General features: G+C 64.1%; 9 protein-coding genes. 2 read left to right on the plus strand and 7 right to left on the minus strand.

Going from position 1 to position 13,326, the window contains the following annotated elements:
* Positions 1-113: 113 nt before the first annotated feature.
* Both gpgS and gpgF read left to right on the plus strand, forming a co-directional pair.
* Positions 114-1,232 (plus strand): N-acetylglucosaminyl phosphatidylglycerol synthase, encoded by a 1,119-nt coding sequence (gene gpgS, locus A9O65_RS02860; protein ID WP_064701299.1) that lies wholly within the window; start codon positions 114-116, stop codon positions 1,230-1,232.
* Entirely contained in the window at positions 1,225-2,352 is a 1,128-nt protein-coding gene (gene gpgF, locus A9O65_RS02865) for a glucosaminyl phosphatidylglycerol flippase (protein ID WP_064701300.1), read from the plus strand. Before gpgS ends, gpgF begins: the two co-directional genes overlap by 8 nt.
* Here the strand turns inward: gpgF and A9O65_RS02870 are convergent.
* The 7 genes from A9O65_RS02870 to A9O65_RS02900 all read right to left on the minus strand — a co-directional run bounded on the left by A9O65_RS02870 (position 2,267) and on the right by A9O65_RS02900 (position 13,317).
* The gene (locus A9O65_RS02870) at positions 2,267-4,015 is read right to left on the minus strand and encodes a sodium:solute symporter family protein (RefSeq protein ID WP_064701343.1); all 1,749 of its coding nucleotides are present in this window, start codon (positions 4,013-4,015) and stop codon (positions 2,267-2,269) included. The genes gpgF and A9O65_RS02870 overlap by 86 nt on opposite strands.
* Positions 4,016-4,224: 209 nt before the next feature.
* Positions 4,225-5,097, minus strand: coding sequence for a succinate--CoA ligase subunit alpha (gene sucD, locus A9O65_RS02875; protein WP_064698104.1), 873 nt, complete (start codon positions 5,095-5,097; stop codon positions 4,225-4,227).
* Entirely contained in the window at positions 5,097-6,263 is a 1,167-nt protein-coding gene (gene sucC, locus A9O65_RS02880) for an ADP-forming succinate--CoA ligase subunit beta (protein ID WP_013332865.1), read from the minus strand. Before sucC ends, sucD begins: the two co-directional genes overlap by 1 nt.
* Positions 6,264-6,429: 166 nt before the next feature.
* On the minus strand, positions 6,430-7,869 hold the full coding sequence (gene lpdA / locus A9O65_RS02885; protein WP_064698103.1) for a dihydrolipoyl dehydrogenase: 1,440 nt from the start codon (positions 7,867-7,869) through the stop codon (positions 6,430-6,432).
* 48 nt (positions 7,870-7,917) lie between these two features.
* A complete protein-coding gene (gene odhB / locus A9O65_RS02890) occupies positions 7,918-9,516 on the minus strand; it encodes a 2-oxoglutarate dehydrogenase complex dihydrolipoyllysine-residue succinyltransferase (protein WP_064701301.1) in 1,599 nt (532 codons plus the stop codon).
* Positions 9,517-9,558: 42 nt separating this feature from the next.
* Positions 9,559-12,390, minus strand: a complete 2,832-nt coding sequence (locus A9O65_RS02895; RefSeq protein ID WP_064698101.1) for a 2-oxoglutarate dehydrogenase E1 component — start codon at positions 12,388-12,390, stop codon at positions 9,559-9,561.
* A 216-nt stretch (positions 12,391-12,606) separates the two neighbouring features.
* A complete protein-coding gene (locus A9O65_RS02900) occupies positions 12,607-13,317 on the minus strand; it encodes a succinate dehydrogenase iron-sulfur subunit (protein ID WP_064698100.1) in 711 nt (236 codons plus the stop codon).
* Between the last annotated feature and the right edge of the window lie 9 nt (positions 13,318-13,326).

Genomic DNA, 13,326 nt, shown 5'->3' on the forward strand with positions numbered 1-13,326 from the left:
AGCGTGACAAGAAAGGCGGCCCGAGGGCCGCCTTTGTGTTTTCCGGTTGTCGTCGAATTGTCGCAAAGGGCGCCTAGGCTGGGGACAAGCAACGGCATTCCCGGAGGGTCCCCTTGCATCTCGTCGACGTCACCATGTTCCATGCCCCCGCCAGCGGCGGTGTGCGCACCTACCTCAGTGCCAAGCACCGTTGCCTTTCCCGCCACGACGACATCCGCACCAGCCTGCTGGTGCCCGGCGCCGAGCGCGATGCCCTCGGTGACCTGCATACCTTGCCTGCCCTACGCCTGCCCCTGGGCCAGGGATATCGCTTTCCCCTGCGTCGCCGTCCCTGGCGCGATGCGCTGGAGGCCATGTCGCCCGACCTGATCGAAGCCGGCGATCCCTACGTCACCGCCTGGGCGGCCCTTGAGGCCGGTCAACGACTGGGCGTGCCGGTGGTCGGCTTCTATCATTCGGACCTCCCACGCTTGATGGGGGATCGCTTCGGCGGTGCCGTGAAGCGTCGGCTGAAAGGCTATGTGGCCGATCTCTACGGCCGGTTCGACAGCGTGATGGCCCCTTGCCGGGCCATGGCCGAACGCCTCGAGTCATGGGGCGTGGAGCAGGTTCGGGTCCAGCCTCTCGGCGTGGACCTGGACACCTTTCACCCGGACCGCGCCGACCCGAGCCTGCGCACCACCCTGGGACTCGCCGACCAGACTCGCCTGCTGGCCTTCGCCGGCCGCAACTCTCGCGAAAAGAATGTCGATGTACTACTGCGCGTGATGCAGCAGCTCGGGTCTCCCTACCACCTGTTGTTGATGGGGCCCGGCATGCCGACCCGGGTCCCCGACAATGTCACGGTGGTGCCCCGCTGTTGCGACAGCCGCGAGGTGGCCCGTGCCCTGGCCAGCGCCGATGCGATGATCCATGCCGGCACTCGGGAAACCTTTGGTCTGGTAGCGCTGGAAGCCATGGCCTGCGGCCTGCCGGTCATCGCCGCCCGCGCCGGCGCCCTGATCGAAAACGTCCCGCTGGGCGGTGGCATCCTCTGCGAGCCGCTGAATCCGGCGGACATGGCCCGGGCGGTCGAGGAACTGTTCATCAACGATGTCCAGGCGAGTGGTCGGCACGCGCGCCGTTATGTCGAGCGTCGCTTCCGCTGGGAAAACGTCATCAACGGCCTGCTCGACCACTACACCCCCCTGGTACCGAACACCGCGGCCTCCAGCTTCTCGCGGCATGGCTGAGCGACTGGATCGACCGCGCAGGGAACGCAACCTGCTGGCCCGCTGGGGCTGGCTGGGACTGGCCCTGTCCATGGCCTTGGTGGTGCCCTGGCTATTGGGTGGCGAGGATGTCCTCGATGCCCTGGCCGATTTTCCGCTAGGCATCCTGGCACTGATGCTGGTCATGACCGTGACCTGCTGGAATCTCAACGCCCTTCGCCTGCGCCTGCTGCTGGACGGGCGCGCCGGACGGGTCGGCCAGGGCGAGGCACTGGCCATCGAGATGGCCGCCAAGTTCGCCCTGTGCGCCACCCCCGGCGGCAGCGGCGGTGCCGTCACCCTGCTGGCCCTGCTGGCAAGACGAGGTTTTCCGCCATCGCGAGGCTCGGCGATCTTCCTGGTCGACCAGGGTTGCGACATGCTGTTCTTTCTGGCCATGCTCGGCGTGCTGGTGAGCATCTCACTGGGCGGCAACGTGACCTGGCCTCATCAGGGACTGCTCGCCATCGCCATGCTGGGCCTGGTCGGCCTGATGTTGCTGGTCGGCGTGTCGCTCCTGCGCCTTCCTCGGCTGCTGCGCCAGCCTCCGAGCATAGGGCTGCGCCGCCTCTCTGCCCATCGACGGCGCTGGCTTGCCAGGCGACTGCTCGGGTGTCGTCGGGCCCTGATCGCCACGCTCTGCCTGCCGCCCCTTCGACTGGCGAGCATACTCGGCCTGTGTGCCGCACACTGGTTGCTGCGCTACAGCCTGCTTTACCTGGCCGTGCTCGGCGTGGGCGGACAGGCGGACTGGGCCTGGACCTTCCTGACCCAGATGCTGGCCATGGCGGCCAGCCAGATCAGCATTCTCCCCGGCGGCGCCGGCGCCGCCGAACTCGGCGTCGGCGCACTGCTGATGCCGTTGATGCCCGCGACCCAGGCCGCCGCCGCCGTCGTCGTATGGCGGCTGGTCACCTATCATCTCTACCTGCTGGCCGGCGCACCGGCCTTCGTGATCCTGGTAGGGCGCTGGCTGAAACGCCCATCGGGTTCCGACGTCGCCAACACCTCGACACTCACTCCGGCATCCCGGCAACGCTCACGCTACGCTCGGCAACCTTCCGCGAACGCGCCACCCGATAGCCCACGCCACCCGCGATGAGCAGCATGACCCCGCACCCCAGGGCCAGGCCATAGGCCCCCAGGACCGCCCCCTGGGAAACGCCATAGCCCTCGGCCAGGCTGGCCAGTGTTTCGGCATACTGGCGCCACAGGAAGAGTCCCACACCGATACCCGAGAGCATGGTGACGATCGCCACCCGACGCGAGCCCTTGCTCCAGTTGGCCTCCAGGCTCGCATCATGCCGATGCAGAAAGGCCAGGTATTCGCGCTCTTCCTCGCTCACCCGCGTCAGGTGCGATACCACCAGGATGATCCCCAGGGCCACCAGCGTGCTGATCGCCACCGGGTGCAGGTAGACCGGCAACTGCACCCAACCGGCCTGGTCCGCCAACGACAGGATGAGATTGCCGATAAAGCCCACGGCCAGCCCCCAGCCCGCTCCGGCAGCGCTAATCCGGCGACTCCAGATGCTCATCAGCGCCACCGGCCCCCAGGAGGAGGCAAACAGGGTCGCCGCAAACCACACCACGGCCATCACTGCCGGCGGCTGGAACAATGCCAGCAGCAAGGCGATCAAGCCTGCCGCCAGTACAGCGATGCGACTGGCACGCATTGCCGACGCCTCATTACGCGCGGCAGGCAGGATGTCATTGGAAAGACTGAACCCGATGATCGACAGAAAGGTCGAGCAGGAAGAAAGGCCAGCAGCGAACACGCCCGTGAGTATGATCACGCCGAGCCAGGGCGGCAGGATATTCAGCGCCGACCACACCATGGCCCGCTCGGAATCGAGCCCCGTGTCATAGAGGTTGATGGCCGCCCCGGTCATCATCATCAAGGCATAGAAGATCGCCAGCGCCACGGCGGTGAGCATGGCCGAACGCATGACGACATGCTCGTTGCGCGCCATCAGATAGCGGCTCGACTGCCAGGGGCTCGCTGCCAGCACGGCCGCCCACACCAGGCCTAGCGTCAGCCCCCATGTCAGGGCTTCGCCGGGCGAGCTGAACGTCGCCCCTTCCCCTTCGATGACACCATGCCAAAGCGCGATGCCCGGCTTCTCCGATTGCGCCAGGAGCCCTTCGATGACGCCCGACCAGCCTCCCAGGTCGTGGATGATATACAGCGAGCCTCCCAGCGCCGCCACGGAAAAGATCACGAACATGACGGTATCGGTCAGCATGACGCCAGGCGAACCCGAATAGAGAATGAAGCCCGTATAGGTCAGCCACACCAGCACCAGACCGACCCAGTACGGCATGCCGGTCAACTCGGCGAACATGATGCCGGCACCCTGCATGACGCCCAGCAGATAGGCACCGAGCCCCACCACCGTGGTCAGGCCGGCAATGACCTGAACGCGCCGTGACGCAAAGCGCTTGCCGAAGAATTCCGGCACCGTCAGCGCCCCGCTGCGCCTCAGATAACGACCGAAGGCCAGAGCCCCCAGCAGACACCCCGACGTACTGACGGCCGCGAAAATCAGCATGACGAAGGGATAACCCTGGTAGGCGAAGCCGGTTTCCCCGAGAAAGGCGCTGGTACTCAGATAGCTGGCGACCAGCGTCCCGAGGATCAGAAAGGTCGGCGCATTGCGGCCGGCGACCAGATAGTCATCGAGATGCTTGACCCGGCGCCCGGCCAGATGGCCGATGACGAAGTACCCGATCAGGCTGAACAAGATCGCGAGCGTATAGATCATGGCGACGAAAACCCTGAGGTTGTTGATTTTGTGATTCGCCATGATGGGGCTTGGCACGGATGTCGCCTGTCCCTCAACGTCATGACAAGAAGCATTCGCGACACTCGCACCAGGACAACGTTTCGCCGGTGCCTCTCCCGGGCAGCACCCCGCAACGAAAAAAGGGCACCCGAAGGTGCCCTTTTCTGCTTCGAAAGCGCCGGGTCGACTTACCAGCCGGCAGCTTCCTTCAGCGCATCACCGATCTCGGCCAGTGAACGCACGGTCTTCACGCCTGCTGCCTCGAGGGCACTGAACTTCTCGTCAGCCGTGCCCTTGCCGCCGGCAATGATGGCACCGGCATGGCCCATCCGCTTGCCCGGAGGCGCCGTCACACCGGCAATGTAGGCAACCACCGGCTTGGAGACGTTCTCCTTGATGTAAGCGGCCGCCTCTTCTTCGGCGGTGCCGCCGATCTCACCGATCATCACGATGGCCTCGGTGGCCGGGTCCTTCTCGAACTCGGCGAGGATGTCGATGAAGTTGGAACCCGGAATCGGGTCGCCGCCGATCCCCACGCAGGACGACTGACCGAAACCATGATCGGTCGTCTGCTTGACCGCCTCGTAGGTCAGGGTGCCGGAACGAGACACGATGCCGACCTTGCCCGCCTTGTGAATGTGGCCGGGCATGATGCCGATCTTGCATTCATCCGGAGTGATCACGCCGGGGCAGTTCGGGCCGATCAGGCGCGCGCCGAGCTCATCGCACTTCACCTTGACGTCGAGCATGTCCAGGGTCGGAATGCCCTCGGTGATGCAGACGATCAGCTTGATGCCGGCGTTGGCGGCTTCGAGGATGGAATCCTTGCAGAACGGGGCCGGCACATAGATCACGCTGGCCTCGGCACCGGTCGCCTCGACGGCTTCGGCCACGGTGTTGAACACCGGCAGGCCAAGATGCTCCTGGCCGCCCTTGCCCGGGGTCACGCCGCCGACCATCTGGGTGCCGTAGGCGATCGCCTGCTCGGAGTGAAAGGTCCCCTGGCCACCGGTGAAGCCCTGGCAGATGACCTTGGTGTTCTTGTCGATGAGGATGCTCATTACTTGCCCTCCGCTGCCTTGACGACCTGCTGAGCCGCATCGGTCAGGCTGGTAGCAGCGATGATGTTCAGACCGCTGGAGGCCAGTTTCTCGGCACCCAGCTCGGCGTTGTTACCTTCCAGACGCACCACGACCGGGACATTGACGCCCACCTGCTCGACGGCGCCGATGATGCCCTCGGCGATCATGTCGCAGCGCACGATACCGCCGAAGATGTTGACCAGCACGGCCTTAACGGAGGTGTCGGAGAGGATGATCTTGAAGGCTTCGGCGACACGTTCCTTGGTGGCACCGCCACCCACGTCGAGGAAGTTGGCCGGCTGGCCGCCATGGAGCTTGATGATGTCCATGGTACCCATGGCCAGGCCCGCGCCATTGACCATGCAGCCGATGTTGCCTTCCAGGGCCACGTAGTTCAGGTCCCACTTGGCGGCGTCGGCTTCGCGCTCGTCCTCCTGAGAGGGATCGCGCATGGCCTGCAGGTCCGGATGGCGATAGAGGGCGTTGCCATCCAGGTTGACCTTGGCATCGAGGCAGTGCAGGTTGCCTTCCTCGGTGATCACCAGCGGGTTGATCTCCAGCAGCGCCAAGTCCTTGTCATGGAACAGCTTGGACAGTCCCAGGAAGATCTTGGTGAACTGCTTGACCTGATCACCGGACAGTCCCAGCTTGAAGGCCAGCTCGCGAGCCTGGTACGGCTGAGCGCCGACCAGCGGATCGATCTCGGCCTTGAGGATCTTCTCGGGCGTCTCCTCGGCAACCTTCTCGATTTCCACGCCGCCTTCAGTGGAGGCCATGAAGACCACTCGCTGCGTGCCACGATCGACCACGGCACCCAGATAGAGCTCATCGGCGATGTCGGTGCAGTTCTCGACCAGGATCTTGGCGACCGGCTGGCCCTTCTCGTCGGTCTGGAAGGTCACCAGATTCTTGCCCAGCCACTGCTCGGCGAAGGCACTGGCCTCCTCCGGGCTCTCGACCAGCTTGACGCCGCCGGCCTTGCCGCGCCCGCCAGCGTGCACCTGCGCCTTGACGACCCACTTGTCGCCGCCGATCTTCTTGCAGGCTTCCGCCGCTTCCTCGGGGGTGTCGACGGCAAAGCCCTTGGACACCGGCAAGCCGTAGTCGGCAAACAGCTGTTTGCTCTGATACTCGTGAAGGTTCATCGATTCATGCCATTGGTTGCATGTGACTCGAACGGCAGCCTCGCCAGCACTCGCGTGGCGCGGCAGTCAGGCTACCACCGACCCCTTCCGGTACATGGCCGAAAGGGACGCGCCGTCCTGGAGCGTCGGCAACTCTGCCAATCCTTTCCAGGCGGCGCTTCTTGTCTTACTTGCGCTTCTTGCGGTTGGCCATGTGGATGGCATGGCCACCCACGGCCAGGGCCGCCTCGTGCACCGCTTCGGAGGTGCTCGGGTGAGCGTAGCAGGTCAGCGCCAGGTCCTCGGCACTGGAACCGAATTCCATGGCGATCACGCCCTGAGCGATCAGTTCACCGGCGTTCTGGCCGAGGATGTGCATGCCCAGGATACGGTCGGTCTCGGCGTCGGCAACGATCTTGACCTGGCCATCCGGCGCATTGTTGGCCAGGGCGCGACCGTTGGCGGAGAACGGGAAGGAACCGGTCTCCACCTTGATGCCGGCGGACTTGGCCTCTTCCTCGGTCATGCCGACCCAGGCGACTTCCGGCGCCGTGTAGATCACGCTGGGAATGGCGTCATAGTTCATCTCCGCCTTATGGCCAGCGATGATATCGGCCACCATGACCCCTTCCTCGGACGCCTTGTGTGCCAGCATCAGGCCGCGCACGCAGTCGCCGATCGCGTAGATGCTCGGCACATTGGTGCGGCACTGGTCATCGACGCTGATGAAGCCACGCTCGTCCAGCTCGACGCTGACGCCCTCACCGATCACGCCCTTGGTGTAGGGACGACGGCCGACACAGACGATCAGCTTGTCGAAGGTGATTTCCTGCTCGCCCTTGGCGTCGGAGTACTTGACCACGACCTCGTTGTCCTTGACCTCGGAGCCGGTGACTCGGGCGCCAAGCTTGATGTCCAGGCCCTGTTTCTTGAACAGCTTCTGGGCATCCTTGGCGATGGCCTTGTCGACCATCGGCAGGAAGTCGTCCATGGCCTCGAGGATGGTGACCTCACTGCCCAGGCGACTCCACACGCTGCCGAGCTCCAGACCGATGACACCGGCGCCGATCACGCCGAGGCGCTTCGGAGCCTCCTGGAATTCCAGGGCGCCGGCCGAATCGACGATCAGGTCGTCGGTCAGTGGCGTCGGCGGAATTTCCACCGGCACGGAGCCGGCGGCGACGACGATGTTGTCGGCCTCGTAGGTCGTGGCCTTGCCATCATGGTCGGTCACTTCCACCTGCTTGCTGCCGGTGACCTTGCCGGTGCCGTCGATGGCAGTGACGCCATTGGCCTTGAACAGCGCGCTGATGCCACCGACGTTCTTGGCGATCACCTTTTCCTTGAACTCGAGCATCTTGGCGATGTTCGGCGTGGGCGCTTCCATGTCGATGCCGATCTCGGCGAAATGGTCGCGCGCCTCGACGAACTTGTGGGACGACTCGAGCAGCGCCTTGGACGGAATGCATCCCACGTTCAGGCAGGTGCCGCCATGGACGGTCTTGCCTTCCTTGTTGACCCACTTCTCGACACAGGCGGTCTTCAGGCCCAGTTGGGCGGCCCGGATGGCGGCGACGTAGCCGCCGGGGCCCGCGCCAATGACGATCACATCAAACTTGTCAGCCATGTCGGCTCCTATCGTTGCTCTTCGCTGAGAGGCTCGTTATCCCGCGGCTCAGATGTCCAACAGCAGACGCGCCGGATCCTCGAGCAGTTCCTTGATGGTCACCAGGAATTGCACCGCGTCCTTGCCATCGATCATGCGGTGATCGTATGACAGCGCCAGGTACATCATGGGACGGATCTCGACCTTGCCGTTCACCGCCATGGGACGTTCCTGAATCTTGTGCATGCCCAGGATCGCGGTCTGCGGCGGGTTGATGATCGGTGTCGACAGCAGCGAGCCGAAGATACCGCCATTGGTGATGGTGAAGGTGCCGCCCTGCATCTCGTCGATGCCGAGCTTACCGTCACGCGCCCGCTTGCCGAAGTCGACGATGCCCTTCTCGACGTCGGCGATCTTCATGCTGTCGGTGTCCCGCAGCACCGGCACCACAAGACCGCGGTCGGTGGAGACGGCCACGCCGATGTCCTGATAGCCGTGATAGACGATGTCGGTGCCGTCGATGGAGGCGTTGACGTCGGGGAAGCGCTTGAGCGCCTCGGAGGCCGCCTTGACGAAGAAGCCCATGAAACCGAGCTTGGTGTCGTGGGCCTTGAGGAAGGTCTCCTTGTACTGGGCTCGCAGGTCCATCACCGCGCCCATGTCCACCTCGTTGTAGGTGGTCAGCATGGCGGCGGTCTGCTGGGCCTGTACCAGACGCTTGGCGATGGTCTGGCGCAGCCGGGTCATCGGCACGCGCTTCTCGGGACGCTCGCCCTCGACGGCGGGCGCTGCCGCTGCCGGCTGCTTGGCGCCGCCACCGCCGGAAGACTTGGCCGTCTTCTTGGCAGAGCTATCCTTCACGGCCTTCTGCACATCCTCCTTGAGGATGCGTCCGCCCTTGCCGGTGCCTTCGATCTTGTTGACGTCCAGATCGTGCTCGGCCACCAGCTTGCGCGCCGCCGGTGCGAGGATCTTGTCCCCGACCTTCTCGTCGCTCTCGCCATCGTCGGCGGAAGCCGCAGCCTTGTCCTCGCCGGCACTGGGCGCGGCATCATCGCCACCGGCACCCTCGCCGAACACCGCCAGAACGGCTTCCGACTCGACCTGGCTGCCTTCCTCGGCCTTGATCTCGATCAAGGCACCATCGGCGGGCGCCACCACTTCGAGTACCACCTTGTCGGTCTCGATCTCGGCCAGCACCTCGTCGCGCTTGACCGCTTCACCGACCTGCTTGTTCCAGCTGGCCACGGTGCCTTCCTGGATGGACTCAGGGAAGGTCGGCGCCTTCACTTCATGCTTCGCACCGTCAGCGGCAGGCTTGGCATCGGCCGAGCCGCCGCCGGACGCCTTCTCGTCTCCCTCGTCTCCGGCACCGGCGTCGTCATCTTCGGACTTGGACGTGCTGTCGTCCTGGGATTCGCCACTCGCCTGGCCTTCGCCGAGGCGGCCCAGCACCTGCTCGGACTCCACGGTGTCGCCTTCTTCCACCAGCACCTCGCTCAGCGTGCCGGCCTCGGGTGCCACGACCTCGAGCACCACCTTGTCGGTCTCGATCTCGACGATCAGCTCGTCGCGCTCGACGCTATCACCCGGCTTCTTGTGCCAAGCAGCCACGCTGCCCTCGGCAACGGATTCCGGAAAGGTGGGTGCCTTGATCTCGGTAGCCATGTCGTTTCCCTTATGTGTTCTCTCTCGTCCCGGTGGTTCGCCTCAGAGGTTGAAGGCGTCTTCCACCAACTGGCGCTGCTGTTCGGTATGCACGGACATGTAGCCCGCCGCAGGGGCTGCGGAAGCCGGGCGACCGGCGAACTTGAGTCGTCCGCCCAATCCCGACTTCAGTCGTTCGACTGCAGCCCGCATGTGATGCTGGCTGGGATACCAGGCGCCCTGGTTCAGTGGCTCTTCCTGGCACCACACCGCGTCGGTGACGTTGGTGTAGTCCTTGATCGCCTCGTAGAGCTCCTCCTCGGGGAAGGGATACAGCTGTTCGAGTCGCAGGATGGCCACGTCGTCGCGGGCATTTTCCTCGCGCCAGTTGGCCAGGTCATAATAGACCTTGCCGGCACAGAGGATGATGCGCTCCACCTTGGCGGCGTCACGCTTGCCCTGGTCGGGCAGCACCATCTGGAAGTGGCCATTGGCCAGCTCATCGAGACTCGAGGTTGCTTCCTTGTGGCGCAGCAGGCTCTTGGGAGACATCACGATCAGCGGCTTGCGCAGCTTGCGGATCACCTGGCGACGCAACAGGTGAAAGATCTGTGCCGGCGTGGTCGGCACGCAGACCTGCATGTTGTGCTCGGCGCACAGCTGCAGGAAGCGCTCCAGGCGCGCTGACGAATGCTCCGGCCCCTGCCCTTCATATCCATGGGGCAGCAGCATGGTCAGGCCGCACAGCCGCTCCCATTTGGTCTCGCCGGACGAGATGAACTGGTCGACCACCACCTGGGCACCGTTGAAGAAGTCACCGAACTGGGCTTCCCAGATCACCAGGTCGTTGGGGGCGGTGGTGGCATAGCCATACTCGAAGGCCAGCACGGCCTCCTCGGAGAGGAAGGAGTCGTGGATGGTAAAGGTAGGCTGCCCCTCGGCCAGATGCTGCAACGGCACGTAGATGGAGCCGTCGTTCTGGTTGTGCACCACCGCGTGACGGTGGGAGAAGGTGCCACGACCACTGTCCTGCCCAGTCAGGCGCACCGGGTGCCCTTCATCCAGCAAGGTGGCATAGGCCAGGGTCTCGGCGAAGCCCCAGTTGGCCGCCATGCCGCCGGCCTGCATCTTGCGACGGTCGTCGTAGATCTTGGCGACCTGGCGCTGGACGGAGATACCGTCGGGAATCGCGCACATCTTCGCCGCCAGTCGCTGCAGGCGCTTCAGGTCGACACTGGTGTCGGTGTACCCGGACCATTCATGGCCGAGATACGGTTTCCAGTCGACGAACAGGGCGGTATTGGGTTGCTGGACCAGGGCATTGGCCACATGGTTGCCGGCCACCAGGTCGTCACGGTAGGTGTCGACCATCGCCTTGGCCTCATCCTCGGTGAGCAGCCCCTCGTTCACAAGGCGCTTGGCATAAAGGGCCCGCGAGGAAGGATGGTCCTTGATCTTGCGATACATCATCGGCTGGGTGCCGGAGGGTTCGTCGGCCTCGTTGTGCCCGCGCCGACGATAGCAGACCAGGTCGATGACCACGTCCTTCTTGAACTGCTGGCGATAATCCAGGGCCACCTGGGTCGCATGCAGCACGGCGTCCGGGTCATCGCCATTGACGTGGAAGATCGGCGCCTGGACCATCTTGGCGATGTCGGTGCAGTATTCGGTGGATCGCGAATCCCGCGGGTGCGAGGTCGTGAACCCGACCTGATTGTTGATCACGATGTGCACCGTGCCGCCGGTCTCGTAGGCACGGGTCTGGGACATCTGGAAGGTCTCCATGACCACGCCCTGGCCGGCGAAGGCCGCATCGCCGTGCACGTTGATCGGTAGCACCTTGCCGCCATCCGGGTCGTTGCGGCGATCCTGCCGGGCGCGTACCGAGCCCTCGACCACCGGCGCGACGATCTCCAGATGCGACGGGTTGAACGACAACGCCAGATGGACCTCGCCCCCCGGCGTCATGACGTTGGAACTGAAGCCCTGGTGATACTTGACATCGCCGGAGCCACGCTCGACCACTTTCTTGCCGTCGAACTCGTCGATCAGCTCGGAGGGATTCTTGCCGAGGATGTTGACCAGAACGTTGAGTCGGCCACGGTGGGCCATGCCGATGACGACTTCCTTGGTGCCGTATCCGCCACTGCGCTGGATCAACTCGTCCATCATGGGGATGAAGGACTCCCCCCCTTCCAGACCGAACCGCTTTGTCCCCGGATACTTGGAAGCCAGATAGCTTTCCAGACCCTCGGCGGCCGTCAGACGCTCCAGCACATGCTTGCGCACTTCCTCGCTGAACTTCGGTGCGCTGCGCACCGACTCGAAACGCTGCTGCAGCCAGCGCTTCTCCTCGGTGTCGACGATATGCATGATCTCGCAGCCGATGCTGCGGCAGTAGGTCTGCTGCAGCGCCTCGACGATCTCCTTCAGCGGTGCCTTGTCGGCTCCCAGGAAGAACGAGCCGGTCTGGAACTCGGTGTCCAGATCGGACTTGGAGAGCTGATGGAAGGAGAGGTCGAGATCGGGAACGGGCGTCGGGCTACGCAGGCCCAAGGGGTCGATATCGGCCTTCTGGTGTCCACGAACGCGGTAGGCGTTGATCAGCTGCAGGACCTTGACCTGCTTCTTGTTCTCGCCACTGCCGGACGAGGGGGCCTGCGCGGTGCGTCGTTGCTGGCCTAGCTGATAGAACTGTTCGCGGGTAGGGGCAAGCGGAACGTCTTGGGTGGCGCTGCCGTCGGGTCTCGGCAGTGTATCGAAGTACTCTCGCCATTCGTCGGGAACGGCTTCGGGATCATCCAGATACTGCTCGTAGAGCGCTTCCACGTAATGGACATTACTGCCACTCACGTGGGAGGAGCGCCACATCAACTCCATTATGCCTTGTTGCATCTCTCGGTCACCCTGCACTGATGGGGTGGTATCGGCGTCGCACGGCTCATCCGTGACGACATCGGTGGCGGCCACCGATGGTGGACCCGCCCTTGATTTCGATGGCCAAAAGCCGGTGCACATGGCACCGGCTTTCGACGAATCACCGGGTCAGGGCTGCGGCAATACGCCGCAACTCAGGGCCGGTGAGTATGATAACAAGCTGCGAGCCTCGATTTAAGTGGCATTGGCCAGCAACATCTCACGAATCTTGCCGATGGCACGTGTCGGATTGAGTCCCTTGGGACATACCGCCACGCAATTCATGATGCCCCGGCAGCGGAATACGCTGAACGGATCCTCGAGTTCGGCCAGGCGCTCGCGGGTGGCTTCATCGCGCGAATCAGCCAGGAAGCGGTAGGCCTGCAGCAGCCCGGCCGGACCGACGAACTTGTCCGGGTTCCACCAGAACGACGGGCAGGACGTCGAGCAGCAGGCACAGAGAATGCACTCGTAGAGGCCATCGAGCTTGTCGCGGTCCTCCGGTGACTGCAGACGCTCGATGGCGGGCGCCGGGTTGTCGTTCTGCAGGTACGGCTGGATGCGCTCGTACTGCTTGTAGAACAGCCCCATGTCGACCACCAGATCGCGGATCACAGGCAGGCCGGGTAGCGGACGCAGCGTCAGCTTGCCCTTCTTGACGACCTCTGACAGCGGCGTGATGCAGGCCAGGCCATTCTTGCCGTTCATGTTCATGCCGTCGGAGCCGCACACTCCTTCGCGGCAGCTACGACGAAAGGCCAGGCCGTTGTCCTGCTCTTTCACCATGTGAAGGACATCCAGGACCATGATGTCGCGACCCTGGGTGTCGACCTGGAACTCCTCCATGTACGGGGCGGAGTCCGTTTCCGGATTGTAGCGGTACAGAGATACCTGAAGCATGGACATCGTGACTCC

It is taken from the genome of Halomonas caseinilytica, assembly GCF_001662305.1.
Classification (GTDB): Bacteria; Pseudomonadota; Gammaproteobacteria; order Pseudomonadales; family Halomonadaceae; genus Halomonas; species Halomonas caseinilytica.